The 15713-nt window shown below is 71.9% G+C and carries 13 protein-coding genes; 6 read left to right on the forward strand and 7 right to left on the reverse strand.

Translation table 11 applies throughout. The annotated features are described in order from the left end of the window. Nucleotides 1-23: 23 nt before the first annotated feature. The 3 genes from ACFE67_RS08925 (at nt 24) to ACFE67_RS08935 (ending at nt 2347) form a co-directional block, all read left to right on the forward strand. Entirely contained in the window at nt 24-791 is a 768-nt protein-coding gene (locus ACFE67_RS08925; protein WP_375406525.1) for an ornithine cyclodeaminase family protein, read from the forward strand. Nucleotides 792-896: 105 nt separating this feature from the next. Next, the gene (locus tag ACFE67_RS08930) at nt 897-1739 is read left to right on the forward strand and encodes a helix-turn-helix domain-containing protein (protein WP_375406526.1); all 843 of its coding nucleotides are present in this window, start codon (nt 897-899) and stop codon (nt 1737-1739) included. 119 nt (nt 1740-1858) lie between these two features. Next, on the forward strand, nt 1859-2347 hold the full coding sequence (locus ACFE67_RS08935; protein WP_375406527.1) for a hypothetical protein: 489 nt from the start codon (nt 1859-1861) through the stop codon (nt 2345-2347). A gap of 93 nt (nt 2348-2440) precedes the next feature. On the opposite strand, the gene ACFE67_RS08940 is transcribed toward ACFE67_RS08935, so the two are convergent. Then, entirely contained in the window at nt 2441-3922 is a 1482-nt protein-coding gene (locus tag ACFE67_RS08940) for an EAL domain-containing protein (protein WP_375406528.1), read from the reverse strand. Nucleotides 3923-4374: 452 nt separating this feature from the next. On the opposite strand from ACFE67_RS08940, the gene ACFE67_RS08945 reads away from it, so the two are divergent. Beyond that, a complete protein-coding gene (locus ACFE67_RS08945; RefSeq protein ID WP_375406529.1) occupies nt 4375-5574 on the forward strand; it encodes an FAD-dependent monooxygenase in 1200 nt (399 codons plus the stop codon). Between the two features lie 54 nt (nt 5575-5628). On the opposite strand, the gene ACFE67_RS08950 is transcribed toward ACFE67_RS08945, so the two are convergent. The 3 genes from ACFE67_RS08950 to ACFE67_RS08960 all read right to left on the reverse strand — a co-directional run bounded on the left by ACFE67_RS08950 (nt 5629) and on the right by ACFE67_RS08960 (nt 8453). Beyond that, nucleotides 5629-6093, reverse strand: a complete 465-nt coding sequence (locus ACFE67_RS08950; protein ID WP_375406530.1) for a redoxin domain-containing protein — start codon at nt 6091-6093, stop codon at nt 5629-5631. A 65-nt stretch (nt 6094-6158) separates the two neighbouring features. Then, nucleotides 6159-7808 carry an ABC1 kinase family protein gene (locus ACFE67_RS08955; protein WP_375406536.1) on the reverse strand — a complete coding sequence of 550 codons (1650 nt, stop codon included), beginning with the start codon at nt 7806-7808 and terminating at the stop codon, nt 6159-6161. A 78-nt stretch (nt 7809-7886) separates the two neighbouring features. Then, on the reverse strand, nt 7887-8453 hold the full coding sequence (locus ACFE67_RS08960; RefSeq protein ID WP_375406531.1) for a PadR family transcriptional regulator: 567 nt from the start codon (nt 8451-8453) through the stop codon (nt 7887-7889). 179 nt (nt 8454-8632) lie between these two features. Here ACFE67_RS08960 and ACFE67_RS08965 point away from each other — a divergent pair, with 179 nt between their 5' ends. Next, nucleotides 8633-9640: an AAA family ATPase gene (locus ACFE67_RS08965; RefSeq protein ID WP_375406532.1), complete on the forward strand. Its 1008-nt coding sequence runs from the start codon at nt 8633-8635 to the stop codon at nt 9638-9640. 9 nt (nt 9641-9649) lie between these two features. On the opposite strand, the gene ACFE67_RS08970 is transcribed toward ACFE67_RS08965, so the two are convergent. Both ACFE67_RS08970 and ACFE67_RS08975 read right to left on the reverse strand, forming a co-directional pair. Continuing rightward, nucleotides 9650-10216, reverse strand: coding sequence for a flavin reductase family protein (locus ACFE67_RS08970; protein WP_375406533.1), 567 nt, complete (start codon nt 10214-10216; stop codon nt 9650-9652). Between the two features lie 145 nt (nt 10217-10361). Then, nucleotides 10362-12860 carry a DEAD/DEAH box helicase gene (locus ACFE67_RS08975; RefSeq protein ID WP_375406537.1) on the reverse strand — a complete coding sequence of 833 codons (2499 nt, stop codon included), beginning with the start codon at nt 12858-12860 and terminating at the stop codon, nt 10362-10364. 194 nt (nt 12861-13054) lie between these two features. Here ACFE67_RS08975 and ACFE67_RS08980 point away from each other — a divergent pair, with 194 nt between their 5' ends. After that, nucleotides 13055-14320, forward strand: coding sequence for an FAD-binding domain-containing protein (locus tag ACFE67_RS08980; RefSeq protein WP_375406534.1), 1266 nt, complete (start codon nt 13055-13057; stop codon nt 14318-14320). Nucleotides 14321-14333: 13 nt separating this feature from the next. Here the strand turns inward: ACFE67_RS08980 and ACFE67_RS08985 are convergent. Next, on the reverse strand, nt 14334-15713 hold a 1380-nt coding region (locus tag ACFE67_RS08985), incomplete at its 5' end, for a phosphoenolpyruvate carboxylase (RefSeq protein WP_375406535.1).

Raw genomic sequence — 15713 nt, forward strand, 5'->3', positions numbered from 1 at the left:
CGTCCGGCGACCTGTTCAGCGGCGTGAAGATCGGCAGCTACTGGCCAGGAAACACCACGGTGCCGAGGCACGGCACAGTCATCATCCTTCTCGACCCCGACTCGGGGCGACTCGCCGCGGTCGTCGAGGCCAGCACCGTGAACGCATATCGAACGGCTGCAGCCGATGCCGTCGCAGCGGATGCGCTCGCTCGACCTGACGCGCGCACGCTCACCATCTTCGGCAGCGGACATCAGGCCTTCTACGAATGCGAGGCACTGAGCAAGGTCCGGCCGATCGAGCTGATCAACGTCGTCGCCCGCACCCCCGCCCACGGCGAAGCGCTGCGCACTCGGCTCTCCGACGCCGGAATACCGAGCAGGGCCCTGTCTGCGCAGGCGGCGTGCGAGGAAGCGGACATCATCGTCACTGCCACCTCGTCCACCGTGGAACTCTTCGAACATCAGTGGGTGCGACCAGGCACGCACGTCGCGAGCATGGGCTCGGACTCGATCGGCAAGCACGAACTCCCCGTCGAGCTCGTTCTTCGGGCGACGCTGTTCAGCGACCTGCCGAGCCAGTCGCTCACGATCGGGGAGTTCCAGCACGCTGCCCGTGCTGTCGACGCTCGGCAGATCCAGCCGACCGCGATCGGTTCGGTGCTCGCCGCACAGGTCGCCGGGCGCCGGTCGGAGGACGAGATCACCGTCTTCGACAGCTCCGGGCTGGCTCTTCAGGATCTCGCCGTAGCGACCGCTCTGCTGGATGCGGCGTCTTCGCGCGAGGGCCATCCTCCGCAGCCATCCGGCTAGCACGTACCGCGGCCCCGATGACCAGACGCCATCGCACCCGCGCGATCACCATCCGCTCCGCGTCGGGTGCGGACTGCTCGTGCACGACCTCGACGACGGAGCATCATGGATCACCTCAATCCGTTGGGCACGTACCTCCGCGCGCGTCGAGGCCTCGTCTCGCCTGAGTCCGTCGGGATCAGGGCGTCGACGCGGCGGCGGGTCCCCGGTCTGACGCGGGAGGAGCTGGCGGTCACCGCGGGCATCAGCGTCGAGTACTACACGCGGCTCGAGCAGGGGAAGGATCGACGCCCGTCCGCTCAGATCGTCTCCGCGCTCGCGTCCGCGCTGCACCTCGACACGGCCGCGACCGCATTCCTGTCCGAGCTGGCGCGAGACAGCGTGTCCTCGGGCGAGGCGCTGGAGGCGGACGATGTTCCCGAAGGCGTCCTGCAGCTGTTGTCGATCTGGCGGTCCACGCCGGCGTTCGTCATCGGCCGGTTCGGGACCGTGCTCGCCGCCGCACCTGCCGTGGCCGAGCTCACGCCGGCGTGCCGCCCCGGTGCCAACATGTTCCGCGAGATCTTCCTCGCTCCGGAGTCGAGAAGCCGCTACGTCAACTGGCATGCCTTCACGGTGGTGCTGGTCGCCGCCCTTCGGGCGGCAGCGGGCCGCGACGTCGAAGCGCAGCAGCTCGTCGCACTGGTCGCGGAACTCGAACGGGAGAGTCCGCGCTTCCGTGAGCTGTGGCATCGGCACGATGCGATGCCGGCGAGCGGCGGTCGCACCGTCATCCGCCACCCCACGGAGGGGCTGATCGAGTTGCAGGTGCACACCTTGACGCTCGCCACGTCGGCGCTCTCGGTGGTGGTGTACCACGCCGAGCCCGGCAGTACCGACGAGGCTGCGATCCTCCGCCTGGTCGCCCGGGCCGATCCCGATCCCATCGGTGCGGCGGAGGATGCCTGACCCTGCGGGGGCTACCACCACTGCGGCCACGACACGCAGCGGCGTCGTTCCTACGGTGGTCACAGCCCCGGAACGGGGAACAGCCGGTGTCGATGACGCCCGAACGAAAGACAGATCTCATGCGAATCCTCAACCGCCGCACCATCACCGGCGCGCTCATCTCGGGGGCAGCCGTCGTGCTGACCGTGGGAGCGCTGGCCGCTCCGGCAGACGCGGCCGGTCTGCGCCGTCCCGCTCCGCTCCCCACCCCGGTCGTGACGTCGACCCCCGCGCCGGCTCCCTCGAGCTCGCCGGCCGCCGCTCCCATCGAGGTGACGGGCACCGTGACCCATCTGGGCGCGAACTTCTCCGCGGGCGGCTACGCCCGCGTCGCCTACGCGGTGAAGACGACCGCTGCCGGGGTCTACACGGTCCGGTACACGACCGACGTCGCGGGCAGCGCCGTCAACACGACGATCGACGGGGTGTCGCTCGCGCAGGTCGTCGTCGGGACGGCCGCGCCGGTCACGACCAGCACGTTCACGCTCGCGCCCGGTGTGCACTCCATCGCCACGCAGTCGCCTGACGGGTACGGCTCGACGACCATCGATCTGGTCCGCGTCGGCTGAGGTCCGCGAAGCGTCCCGGCGCACATCGGGTGCGCCGGGACCTCCGCGGTACTGCTCCGGGCGTCGATCGGCATCGGGTGAGCTCCGTGGCGGTCAGCTCACCCCTCGCGCATCGGGGGTGAGCATCGAGGCGATCGTGCGGGGCAGCAGGGGGAGGAGCCCGGGCGCCACCGCCGGACTGAACAGGTACCCCTGCACCAGGTCGCAGCCGAGCCGCTCCACCATGCGGAGCTGCTCGAACGTCTCCACGCCCTCGGCGACCACGCGGAGGTCGAACGCGCGCGCCAGGATGATCATCGCCTCGAGCACCGCGGTGCCGCCCTCCATGGCCTGCTGCACGAAGGTCTTGTCGATCTTGATCTGCGTCGCCGGCATGGTGCTGAGCCGCGACAGGCTCGAGTACCCGGTGCCGAAGTCATCGAGCGCGATGGCGATGCCGGCTGCGTGCAGTTGGTGCAGCTCGACGTCGACGGCGTCATGGTCGACGATCTGCTTCGATTCGGTCACCTCCACCGAGATGCGCCGGAGGATGCTCGCGTCGTGGGAGAACCGCTGCAGGAACCGCGCCGCGTACCCCGGTGACAGCTGCACGGCCGAGACGTTCACGTGGACGACGACCTGCGGCGAGGCCGCGAACCGGACGAGGACCCGTTCCACCTCGCCGAGGATCTGGTCGCCGAGCGCATGGATGAGTCCGTTCCCTTCCGCGATCGGGATGAACACGCTGGGTGGCACGATCCGTCCGTCGGTGGTCGTCCACCGAGCGAGGGCCTCGAGGCCGCTCAGCTCGCCCGTCGCGAGGTCGTACAGCGGCTGGAAGTGCGCGGCGATGCGGTCCTCTGCGAGCGCGGCGTACATCTCTCCGTCCAGACGGAGCGCCTCGAGCGAGCCCGTGACGTGCTGGCGACCGTCCCGCCGGTCCTTGTTCAGCCTGAGGTCGTGATCGGCGGCCAGGATCAGGGCCTCCGCCGCGGCATCGGCGTCGCCTCCTGCGCCGCCGTGGACGGCGGACCCGAACGTCGCGCTCGGGTGGACCGCCTCACCGCCGATCTCCACCGGCTGGCGGAGGAGGGCGTCGAGGCGGGCGACGATGGCGCTCGCGGACTGCGGATCGTGTCGCGGAGGCACCGCCACGAGGAAGTGGTCGGCGTAGGCGCGCGCGACGAGCGCGTCCTCCGGAACGGCGTCGAGGAGCCGGGACGCGACCACGCGGAGCAGTGCCGTCCCGCACCGCAATCCGAGGAACTCGTTCACGAGGTGGAAGTTGTTCAGATCGCAGCTGATGACGGTCCACGGGGCGGCTCCGTCCGCGCCGAGCAGGCACGTGAGCGCCCCGACGAAACCGACCAGGCTGAGCGCGGTCGTCTGCGCATCCGTGCGCCGCTCCGCCCTGTTCGCCGGTCCGAGACGGATCGGTCGCGGGAGTCGGCGCAGGTAGTACTGCACCACGCCACGCCCGCCGTCGCGCTCCCAGACCTCGCGGGCGCGGAGCGCCGGCGACCCTGCGGGAGCGGGCCCGACCGTGGAGCGATCGGCAGCCGAACCGTCGGCGTCCCCGCATGGTTTGACCAGCACTCGGCTCGTGCATGACGCATCCGGGACGACGTGGTCCGTCGCGCGAGCGTGCAGCGGTTCTCGGGACGCCGACCGTCGCGACACGCGCTCCGATTCCGGGTCCATCGAACCTCCGTTCCCTCCTCGACGTCCGGGCCGTCGTCCTCGGAAGGTACCGCGCTGTGCGATCTCAGCGCGAGAGTACGACGCGGAACGCGCGCGGAGGGGACATCGACGTCTGAGAAGCACCTGGGAGTGTGACGCGCACCACATCCTCCTCGAAACGTGCAACTTCTGCCCCTTCCGGGGCTCACCAGACGATCAGCCGGTGGCGCGTCCGCTCGCGGCGGCCAGCACCACGACCGGTGCGTCGACCCTCGGGAGGTCGCGGGACCGCAGCGCACGGGTGGTCCGCGCTGTCCCCGTTCGGGCTGTCGGGCCGGCTCCGATGACGGCAGGGCAGACTCGCACCGGTGTCCTCTCGTACCGTCCTGATCGCAGGGGCCAGCATCGCCGGCCCCGCACTGGCGTACTGGCTGCGCCGCTACGGCTGGGAGCCGGTCGTGGTCGAACGTGCGCCGCAGCTGCGTGACGGCGGTCAGAACATCGACGTCCGCGGCGCCGGCCGCGAGGTCGCCAGGCGGATGGGTGTGGAGGACGCGATCCGCGCCGCGAACACGGGGGAGCTGGGCACCCGCTTCGTCGGTCGCGACGGAGCGGCGATCGCCGAGTTCCCGGCGGGGACGTCGGACACCGACGGCGCGACGGCCGAGCTCGAGATCCTCCGCGGCGACCTCGCCCGGCTGCTCGTCGACCGGCTCGACGGGATCGAGACCGTGTTCGGTGACCGCATCACCGCGCTCGACGACGTCGGCGACCACGTCACGGTGACGTTCGAGCACGGGGCGGCCCGCGACGTCGATCTCGTGATCGCCGCCGATGGGATCAACTCGAGCACGCGGAGCCTCGTCTTCGGCGACGAGGTCGTGATCCGGTCGCTCGGCCTCTACACGGGGTGGTTCACCGTTCCCCGGACCGATGACGACGACCCGTGGTGGCGCTGGTACAACGCACCCGGCGGCCGGAGCGTCACCCTGCGACCGGACGCCGCAGGCACGACCCGCGCCGCGCTGTCGTTCGTCTCGACGACGACGGGGTACGAGCAGCGGTCCGTCGACGACCAGCGCGCGCTCCTCCGGACCGTGTTCGCCGACGCGGGGTGGCAGGCCGAGCGCGTGCTCGCGGCCATGGACGGCGCCGAGGACTTCTATTTCGAGCGCGTCGCGCAGGTGCACGCCCCTCGCTGGAGCAGCGGCCGGATCGCACTGACCGGCGACGCCGCGTACTGCGCGTCCCCGGTCAGCGGGATGGGTACCAGCCTCGCGCTGACCGGCGCCTACGTCCTCGCCGGCGAGCTGGCCGCGCATCACCACCATCAGGATGCGTTCCGCGGGTACGAGCGGATCATGCGGCCCTACGTCGACCAGGCGCAGAAGCTGCCGCCCGGCGTGCCCGCGATCGCGCACCCGCGGACGGCGCTCGGTCTCGCCGCGTTCCGCACGGCCCTGCGGCTCGGAGCGTCCCCGGTCGTCGGCAGGATCACCCGCGGCCTCTTCGCGCCGCCGGCCGACAGGATCGACCTGCCCGACTACGCCCATCTCGACGTCGGCTGACGACTCGCGCCGCGCACGATGCTGGACGGCGCTCATGGCCTTCCGGCGGACTGCCTAGCTGCCGGGCAGGGCTGCGATCGCGGCCGCGAGATCCGCTCGGTTGTAGCTCGCTCCCGGGTTCGTCGTCACGTGCGAGTACCGGACGATGCCGTCCGTGTCGAGGAGGATGCCGCCGGACTGCTGGATCGCGCCGAAGGCCTTCTTGAGCAGCCCGGCCTCGGCGTGCGGGGTTCCCTCCGTGCCCACGACGACCGGGAACGGGATGTCGCGCTTCGCCTTCCAGACCTTCGCGGCGGCGGCGTCCTCGGGCACGGCGACGACGACCTGCACGTGCGCGGCGTCGAACTCCGCCTTCTGCGAGGCGAGCGTGCGGACGGCCGAGTTGCACTGCGCGCAGCTGAGCGCACGCATGAAGTACACGAACACGTTGTCGGTCCCGCGGTAGGACTCGAGGTCCAGCGGTGTGCCGTCCGCCTCGCGCACATCGAGATGCAGGGTGGAGCCGACTTCGAGCGACATGGTGGCCTCCTGGCCGATCGTGATTGCCACCAGCGTGGCATGGCGGACGGGACGGCCCGTGCCGGTCAGCGCGAGCGACCGCTGACGACCCCGGACACCAGCACGTGCAGCAGCGGCAGCGCGGAGACGGACATGAGCACGGTGCCGAGTGCGGCTTCGGTGGTGTGCAGGAGCGCACCGCCGAGCAGCAGGCCGAAGAACAGGAACGCGGACACCATGCGGCTGACCGCCCCCTCCAAGCGGCGGATCTGCCGGTCGAGACGCGGGGTCTCGACGGCGATCTCGCCGTTCTCGAGCCGGCTGGCGAGACCGTCGATCCGGCGGGGGAGTCGAGCGGTGACACCGAGGGTGGCGACCGCCTCGTTCGCGAACGACGTGATCACGTTGCCGCGTTCCTCCCGCAGCAGCTGATCCGCGTAGGGCTCGACGGCGTTCCAGATGTTGAACTCCGGGTCGAGCGTGCTGCACAGGCCGGAGATCAGCGAGATCGCGCGGATCACGAGCAGGAAGTGCTCCGGCAGCTGGAACGGCAGGACCCGGATGGTCTCGCCGAACTCCCTCGCGAACGCCTGCATCTCCCGCGGGTCGACGTTCTGCAGATCGGTGAAGGCGACACCGCCGAACCGGGCGAACAGCGCCGACATCACGCGCTCGAGCTCACGGGTGTCTGCGGAGGGGAGCAGCACGCCGAGCTGGCGCATGCTGTCGACGAGCCGCCGACCGTCCCGCGACGCGACCGCGATCAGGAAGCCCTGCAGATCGCGGCGCAGGGTGTCGGGGATCTCGCCCATCATCCCGAAGTCCACGAACGTGAGGACCCAGCGGCGGTCGTCGTCCCCGGTCGCCTCGACCGGCGTGACGAAGATGTTTCCGGGGTGCGCGTCGCCGTGGAAGAAGCCCTGCACGAACAGCTGGTCGAACATCACGTTGGCGAACTCGATCGCGACCTCGGACGGGTCGATTCCGGCCGCGCGCAGCGCGACGAGGTCGTTGACCTTGATGGCGCTGACGTCCTCGAGGGTCAGCACCCGCCTCGTGGCCCGCTCCCACGCGATACCCGGCACGCGCACGCGCTCGTCGCCCTCGAACTGGTCGGCGAACCGCTCGGCGCTGCCCGCCTCGTGGAGGTAGTCGACCTCCTCCAGGGACGTCTCCGCGAACTCCTCCGCGAGGGCGGGCAGGTCGACACGGCGCGAGACGAGCGCGACCCGGTTCAGCCGTCGGGCGACGAGCCGCAGCGCGGAGAGGTCGATGTCGACGATCCGCTCGATGCCCGGCCGCTGGATCTTCACGACGACGTCGGCGAACCCGGTGTCGTCGGCTCCGGCGGGGCGCAGCCGCGCGCGGTGCGCCTGCCCGAGTGACGCGGCGGCCAGCGGCGTCGACTCGAAGCTCGCGAACGCCTGGTCGAGCGGCATGCCCAGCTCCCGCTCGGCGAGGGCGCGGATCGCTCCGAAGTCCTCCGGCCGGACGGAGTCCTGCAGGCCCTCGAGCTCGCGGGTGACCTCGGGAGGGAGCACGTCGAGGCGGGATGACAGGAACTGCCCGACCTTGATCATCAGGCCGCCGAGGTCGGTCGCGAGCGCGAAGAAGTTGCGGGCCATCCGCTGCCACCGGCGCGTACGGCCCCGAGCGCCGAGGGCGGTCAGGCCGATGCGGGGCAGGAAGAGCTCGAACCACCAGTTCTCGACCATGTAGCGCGTCGCGAACCGCATGATGCGGCGGTACCTGGCCCGCCCGATGCGGTCGGACCGGTCGGGGGTGCCTCGACGCAGCGCGCGCTCCGCCACCACCTAGCTCCGGGCGAGGATCGCGAGGATCCGGCGCCGCGCGTCGTCGAGCGCCGCGACGATCTCCGCGTTCTGGCCGGCCGTCGCGGTCTGCGCCGCGAGCGCCGTCGCCTGCGCGAGCTGCCCGGCGGACCTCGCGATCCCACCGCGTCGCCCGGATCCGCGCGGACCCGCGGGCTGCTCGGCAGCGGGACGGTTCCGGACCGCTTCGGCAGCGGCGTGCCCGGCGGTCGTGAGCGTCCAGGTCTTGCTGCCGTCCGTCTCGGCCGCCGTGACGAGCCCTTCGTCGGCCAGCAGCTGCAGGGTCGGGTAGACCGCGCCGGCTCCCGGCGTGGGGTCGTCATGCCCGCGCTCCTGCAGCGTGCGCACGATCTGGTAGCCGGTGGCGGGGCGCTCGGCGAGGACGGTCAGCACCGCGCCGCGGACGTCGTCCCGCTCCGGGCGGACAGCGGATCGCGGGCGGCCGGGGGACCGCAGCTGATCGAGCACCTCGCGGGCGCCGGCGATTCCGCCCGCGATGTCGACACGGGGTCGATCCCCGAAGGAGTTGCTGGTCGACGACCTGTTCATGGCCCGCTTTCGTGATCCGCGCTCGCACACACGCGAGGCGTTCCGACGATACATCGCTCACGTCGGGCCGCCTGCCGGAGCGTCGTCCCTGCCAGGGGGCGTGAAGGTGGTCCGGTCCTCGGCATCCCGGCCGGCCGGCCGGACCGAGCATGCAGATCCCGCTGACCTAGTCTCCGGACATGGCTCGTCGTAACCCGCTCACCGATCTGCGCGAGACCATGGGCAAGGTCGGCGACCAGCTGCGGCAGCCGAGTCGCGAAGGGGTCGGCGAGCTGGTCGGGGACCTCCTCGGCGGCCGCGCCGCGCCCGCTCGTCCGCTGCCGGTCATCCAGGCGGAGCTCGACGCGCTGGTCGGGCTGGCGACCGTCAAGGAGCAGGTGCGGGCGCTCGTCGCGTTCCTCCAGGTGCAGGCGAGCCGGAAGGCGCAGGGCCTCCCGGAGGTCGCGACCTCGCAGCACCTCGTCTTCCTCGGCAACCCCGGCACCGGCAAGACCACGGTCGCGCGACTCCTCGCGGAGATGTACCGATCGGTGGGCCTCCTGCAGAAGGGGCACCTCGTCGAGGTGGACCGCGCCGCGCTCGTCGGCCAGTACGTCGGCGCCACCGCCATCAAGACCGACCGGGTGATCCGGCGGGCGCTCGACGGCGTGCTCTTCATCGACGAGGCGTACTCGCTGTCGCCGGAGGGGGACGGCCGCGTCGACTTCGGCCCGGAGGCGATCGAGGTCCTGCTGAAGCGGATGGAGGACCACCGCCACCGGCTGGTGGTGATCGTGGCCGGCTATCCGCGGCTGATGGAGTCGTTCCTGCTCTCCAACCCGGGCCTCCGCTCCCGGTTCGCTCGGGAGATCCGGTTCCCCGACTACTCGATCCTCGAGCTCGAAGCGATCTTCGCGAACACCCTCGCGCGGCACGAGTACACGCTCGAACCCGGCGCGGACGAGACGCTCCGGCGGATCCTGAGCGGTGTCCGCCGCGGTGAGGACGCCGGCAACGCGCGCTTCGTCCGTACGCTGTTCGAGCAGTCGCTGAGCCGGCAGGCGCTGCGGCTCAGCAGTCGGGGCGATGGGGATCTCGGGTCGCTCGACCGGGCGGACGTGACCACGCTCACCGCCGAGGACATCGCGGAGGCCGCCCGATCGCTCGGCGCAGAGCCCGGGTCGCGCTGGCGGCGCTGGCTGGGCTGACCGCTCGTCTCAGCCGATGCGGGAGTGCTCGCCGAGGGAGTGCCACGCGCGGTTGTGGTACACGAGCGGGGCTGCGTCGCCGGCCTCTGTGGGCAGCTTCGCCTGCAGCGCGTGGACCGCGATGACGACGGAGGTGCCCGCCTCCATCCGGCTCACCACCTTGCCGCGGATCCAGGCGTGCGCCGCCGGAAAGTAGGGCTCGCCGGTGACGAGGCGGTCCCAGATCGACCGGTCGGCGAAGCGGTCGATGCCGCTCGTCGCGCAGAGCTTCGCGAGGTCGAGCTGGTCGGCGCCGAGCAGGTGCACGATCACCGTCTCCGCGCGCTGCAGGGTCGGCGCGGACGACGACCGGTCCGAGATCGAGAAGACGAGCAGGGGCGGCTCGGCGCTGACCGAGAAGACGGAGGTGGCGGTGAGGCCGACCGGCCCGTCGCCCGCATCCGCGGTCACCACCGCGACACCGGCTGCGTGGTTGCGGAACGCGAGCTTGAAGTCGTCGGCGGACAGCCCACCGAGCACGCCGAACGACGGGTGGTCGGAGATGCTGTCCTGGCGTTGCGCGTCCGGTCCGCTCATAGGCCCCAGCTTCGTCGCGATCGGGCCGCACGCCAAACCGCGTTGCGGCGCATGACTCTTCGCGGTTCAGGCTCGTCTCGCGACACGCCGTCTTCCGGAGGCGCGGAGCACGGCGAGTCGCGAAACCGGCCTGATCCGCGAAAAGTCAGAGCATGCCGACGGCGGTGATCCTCAGGACCGGTTCGCCCGCCTCGTCGGAGGCGGCGAGGTCGATGGTCGCGCTGATGCCGAAGTCGTGGTCGCCAGCCGGGTCGTCGAGGATCTGCCGCACGCGCCACTCCGTCGGCGTCTCGGCGACGAGCAGCATCGCCGGCCCGCGCGCGTCCGGGCCCGTGCCGATGGTGTCGTGCTCGTCCCAGTACGGGTCCATCGCCGCTGCCCACGCGTCGGCGTCGAAGCCGGAGGGGGCGTCGAGCTCGCCGAGCAGCGCCCAGCGCCCGAGCGCCGCGAGCTGCACCCGCCGGAAGAGCTCGTTGCGCACCATGACGCGGAACGCCCGCACGTTCGCGGTCAGCCGGCGCGGCGCGGGCGGCACGATGACGCCCTCCTCGTCGTGGACGGTCGGGTTGCTCAGCTCCTCCCACTCGTCGACGAGGGAGGAGTCGACCTGCCGGATCAGCTCGCCGAGCCACTCGATGAGATCCTGCAGCTCCTCGTTCTTGATGTCGTCCGGGATCGTCTGCCGCGCCGCGCGGAACGCGTCGGAGAGGTACCGGAGGACCAGCCCCTCCGATCGCGACAGCCTGTAGAACGCGCAGTACTCCCCGAACGACATCGCGCGCTCGACCATGTCGCGCACGACGGACTTCGGTGACAGCGCGAAGTCCCGCACCCACGGCTGCGACGTGGCGTAGGTCTCGAAGGTGGCCTCGAGCAGCTCCTGCAGCGGCTTCGGGTGCGTGACGGCTTCGAGCAGCTCCATCCGCTCCTCGTACTCGATCCCCTCCGCCTTCATCGCCGCGACCGCGTCGCCGCGTGCCTGGAACTGCTGCTGGCCGAGGATCTGCCGCGGATCGTCGAGCGTCGCCTCGAGCACCGAGATCACGTCGAGCGCGAACGTCGGCGAGTCGGGATCGAGCAGGTCGAACGCGGCGAGCGCGAACGGGGACAGGGGCTGGTTCAGTGCGAAGTTCGGCTGCAGCTCGACCGTGAGGCGGATCGTGACACGACCATCGGCGTCCGGGGTCTGCTGCACGACGCCCGCCTCCCGCAGCGTGCGGTAAACGCCGAGCGCACGGCGCGCGAGCTGCAGCTGGCGCCGCCACGGCTCGTGGTTGTCGAACACCAGCGAGTGCACGTTCGCGAACACATCGCCGCCGCGGGCGATGACGTTCAGCAGCATCGCGGAGGTGATCTGCAGGTGCGAGGTCAGCGTCTCGGGCTCGGCGGCGATCAGCTTGCGGAAGCTCGGCTCGCCCCAGGACACGAAGCCTGCCGGCGCCTTCTTCGAGACCCACTTGCGCTTCTTCTTCGGGTCGTCGCCCATCTTCGCGAGCGCCTTGCGGTTCTCCGACTCGTGCTCGGGCGCCTGCACGACCACGGTGCCCGCGGTGTCGAACCCGGCGCGGCCGGCGCGACCGGCGACCTGATGGAACTCGCGCGCGGTCAGCTGCCGGGTGCGGGTGCCGTCGTACTTCGTCAGCGCGCTGAGCAGCACGGTGCGGATGGGGACGTTGATCCCGACGCCGAGCGTGTCGGTGCCGCAGATGACCCGCAGCATGCCCTGCTGCGCCAGCTGCTCCACGAGCCGCCGGTACTTCGGCAGCATCCCGGCGTGGTGCACGCCGATGCCGAGTCGCAGGAGGCGGTTCAGCGCGCGGCCGAAGACGGTGGTGAAGCGGAAGCCGCCGATCACCTCCGCGATCCGGTCCCGCTGCTCCCGCGTCGCGACCTGCGCGCTCGCGAGCGCCTGCGCCCGCTCGAGCGCGGCCGCCTGCGAGAAGTGCACGATGTAGACCGGTGCCTGATCCGAGTGCAGCAGCTGGTCGATGGAGTCGTGGATCGGCTCCAGCTCGTAGACGTAGTGCAGCGGGACCGGCCGTTCGACGCCGGTGACGCTCGCGGTCTCGCGCCCGGTCCTGCGGGTGAGGTCCGCAGCGAGCGAGGTCACGTCGCCGAGCGTCGCCGACATCAGCACGAACTGCACGTGGGGGAGGGTCAGGAGGGGGACCTGCCACGCCCAGCCGCGGGCGGGGTCCGCGTAGAAGTGGAACTCGTCCATCACGACCTGGTCGACGGGCGTCGCCGGCCCGTGCCGCAGCGCCAGGTTGGCGAGGATCTCGGCGGTGCAGCAGATGATGCGGGCATCCGGGTTGACGGAGGAGTCGCCGGTGACCATGCCGACGTTCGCGGCGCCGAACACGTCGACGAGTGCGAAGAACTTCTCACTGACCAGGGCCTTGATCGGCGCGGTGTAGTAGCTCCGCTTGCCCTGCGACAGCGCGGTCGCGTGGGCGCCGATCGCGACGAGGGACTTCCCGGTGCCGGTCGGGGTGGACAGGATCAGGTTCGCGCCGGAGACGATCTCGATCATCGCCTCCTCCTGCGCCGGGTACAGCGCGAGCCCGCGATCCTCCGCCCACTCGGTGAAGGCGGCGAACGCCGCGTCCTCGTCGACACCGCCCCCCGGCAGCGGCGGCGGCATGAGGTCCAGGAGCGAGGCGTCGATGCGCCCAGTCTCCCAGGGACCGGTGCGCACCACGGCAGGACTCAGCGCCGCCTTCGGCGGGAGCGACGAGCTGCCTTCGCCGCGGATCGTCACCGCGAGCAGCGCCCGTCCCGTCACGACCGGTACGTGTTCCTCGGTGCGTCGTCGGAGGCGCTGCCTACAGTGCCGTCGTGACCCTGTTGCCTGCATCGGACCTCGACGACGTGGTCCCGTGGGTCGTGCGGCACCTCGGCGACCTCGCGCTCGAGGGCGCCGACGGCGTGGCCGCCTCCCGGCGGTTCGTCGGCGGGCAGACCGCGGCGGACGACGCGCTCGCCGGGTTCGACGTCCGCGGCTACGCGAGCGACCGCAACGAGGTGCTGCCGGTGGACGCGCGGGGCGCGAGCGGGCTCTCGCCGTACATCCGGCACGGACTGCTGCCGCTGCCGCAGGTGTGGGAGCACGTCGGAGGCGGCCCCGCGCGCGACGTGGCGAAGTTCCGCGACGAGCTGCTCTGGCAGGAGTACGCGCGGCACGTGTACGCGCGGGTCGGCCGGCGGATCGCGCAGCCGCTCCGCCGCGAGCCCGCCGTCGGTGCCGGGTGGTCCGGCGAGGCGTACCGCGAGGACATGGCCTGCATGGCCGCGGTCCGGGACGAGCTGGTGGAGGACGGCTGGCTCGTCAACCAGACCCGGCTGTGGGCGGCCTCGCAGTGGACGGTGCGGGCCGGCGCCGACTGGCGGGAGGGCGAGCGGGCGCTCTATCGGCACCTCGTCGACGGATCGTCCGCGGCGAACGGCGTCGGGTGGCAGTGGGCCGTGGGGTCCGGCACCGGCAAGCCCTACGGGTTCAGCCGCTGGCAGGTGGAGAAGCGCGCGCCCGGCCTCTGCGCCTCCTGCGTCCTGCATCGCGCATGCCCGGTGCAGGAGTTCCCATCGGCGCAGCCGGGGGAGCAGGTGCCGGACGTGCCCGGCCTCGCCGCGGACCACGCGCCCGAGGTCACGGCCGGTCCGCTGACCGCCGAGGTCTCGGGACCGCCGGACGCGGTCTGGCTGACCGCCGAATCCCTGGGCGACGCGGATCCGGCGCTCGCGGCCCACCCCGATGCGCCGGTGGTCTTCGTGTTCGACGAGCCGCTGCTGCGCGGGCTGAAGCTCTCGGGGAAGCGGCTCGTGTTCCTCGCCGAGTGCCTCGCCGACCTCGCCGAGCGCAGGCACGTGGAGGTGCATCGCGGCGCGATCCCGGAGGTGCTGGCCGGGCGGCCGCTCGCGGTCACCTGGGCTCCGGTGCCCGGCTTCCGCACCCGCTCGGCGCGCCTCGACGTGGTCGCGCTGCACCCGTGGCCGTGGCTCCGCCGACCGGCGGGTGGTTCGGCCCGCTCGTTCACCGCCTGGATCGAGCGCCACGGCGGCAGCCCGGGATCGGCGCACCGCCCAGCCAGGCGCCCACGCCGCTGAACGAGAGAGGTGGTCAGCCGGTGTTCTGCAGGCCGGCCGCGACACCGCTGACGGACAGCAGGAGGAGGCGCTGCAGCTCCGGGTCGGGCGGCGCGCCCTCCGGTGCCTCCCGCAGCTCGCGGAGCGCTCGCAGCTGCAGCAGCGACAGGGCGTCGACGTACGGGCTGCGCATCTTGACCGCGCGCTGCAGCACCGGCTTGTTCGCCAGCAGCTCGCCGCCGCCCGACAGGCGCACCACCCAGTCGCGCGTCAGGTCCATCTCCGCGAGCACCAGGTCGGCGAGGTCGTGACGGTCGCCGAGCGCCAGGTAGTGCCGGGCGATGCGGCCGTCGGCCTTCGCGAGGCTCATCGCGACGTTGTCGACCATGGTGCGGAACAGCGGCCAGTCCCGGTACGCCTCGGCGAGCAGCGCCTCGTCGCCGACCGCCTCCAGCGCGCTGCCGAGACCGAACCAGCCGGTCAGGTTGATCCGCGCCTGCGTCCACGAGAACACCCACGGGATCGCCCGGAGGTCCTCGAGCGACTCGACGGAGAGGCCGCGGCGTGCGGGCCGGGAGCCGAGCGCGAGCAGCCCGATCTCCTCCATCGGCGTCACGGTCGCGAACCACGCCGCGAAGCCCGGTGCCTTCACGAGCGCGAAGAACCGCTCGCGGCTGGTGGCGTCCATCGTCGCGGCGACGTCGGCGAACCGGGTCGCCGCCTCCTCGTTGCGCGTCTCGATGGAGGGGGAGGAGGCGAGCAGCACCGCCGCAGCCACCTGGTCGATGTGCCGCATCGCGATGTCGCTGCCGCCGTAGCGGGCGAAGATCACCTCCCCCTGCTCGGTCAGCTTGAAGCGGCCGTCGACCGAGTGCGGCGGCTGGGCGAGGATCGCCGAGTTCGCCGGGCCGCCGCCGCGGCCGAGCGCGCCGCCGCGGCCGTGGAAGAGGGTCAGTTCGATGTCGTTGTCGCGCGCCCAGACGGCGATGCCCTGCTGCGCCTCGTAGAGCGCGAGGGTCGCGGCGACCGGCCCGACGTCCTTCGAGGAGTCGGAGTAGCCGAGCATCACCTCGAGCCGGCGGCCGGTCTCGGTCAGGCGCGCGGCGAACTCGGGATGCCCGATGATCTCGGCGAGGATCCGCGGTGCCGCCTGCAGGTCCGCGAACGTCTCGAACAGCGGGATGACGTCGAGCACCGGCGGCGTGCCGGCCGGGCCGACCGCGGCGCGGGCGAGCCGGTGCACGTTCGCCAGGTCCTCGGCCGAGCGGGTGAACGACACGATGTAGCGGCCGGCAGCGCGCGGGCCGTGACGCTGCTGGATCTGCGCGACCGTGCGGATGACCTGCAGCACCTCCTCGGCCTGCTCGCCGAGCGGGCCACCGGCCTCGATCTCGGCCAGCACCTTCGCGTGCAC

Source organism: uncultured Amnibacterium sp., assembly GCF_964244015.1.
Lineage (GTDB): Bacteria > Actinomycetota > Actinomycetes > Actinomycetales > Microbacteriaceae > Amnibacterium.

Excerpts from the sequence above, each read along its gene's own strand:
- ACFE67_RS08965 (WP_375406532.1), top strand. The coding sequence starts at position 8,633 with ATGGCTCGTCGTAACCCGCTCACCGATCTGCGCGAGACCATGGGCAAG.
- ACFE67_RS08955 (WP_375406536.1), bottom strand. The coding sequence starts at position 7,808 with ATGCGGTTCGCGACGCGCTACATGGTCGAGAACTGGTGGTTCGAGCTC.
- ACFE67_RS08930 (WP_375406526.1), top strand. The coding sequence starts at position 897 with ATGGATCACCTCAATCCGTTGGGCACGTACCTCCGCGCGCGTCGAGGC.
- ACFE67_RS08950 (WP_375406530.1), bottom strand. The coding sequence starts at position 6,093 with ATGTCGCTCGAAGTCGGCTCCACCCTGCATCTCGATGTGCGCGAGGCG.
- ACFE67_RS08935 (WP_375406527.1), top strand. The coding sequence starts at position 1,859 with ATGCGAATCCTCAACCGCCGCACCATCACCGGCGCGCTCATCTCGGGG.
- ACFE67_RS08960 (WP_375406531.1), bottom strand. The coding sequence starts at position 8,453 with ATGAACAGGTCGTCGACCAGCAACTCCTTCGGGGATCGACCCCGTGTC.
- ACFE67_RS08970 (WP_375406533.1), bottom strand. The coding sequence starts at position 10,216 with ATGAGCGGACCGGACGCGCAACGCCAGGACAGCATCTCCGACCACCCG.
- ACFE67_RS08975 (WP_375406537.1), bottom strand. The coding sequence starts at position 12,860 with ATGCCGCCGCCGCTGCCGGGGGGCGGTGTCGACGAGGACGCGGCGTTC.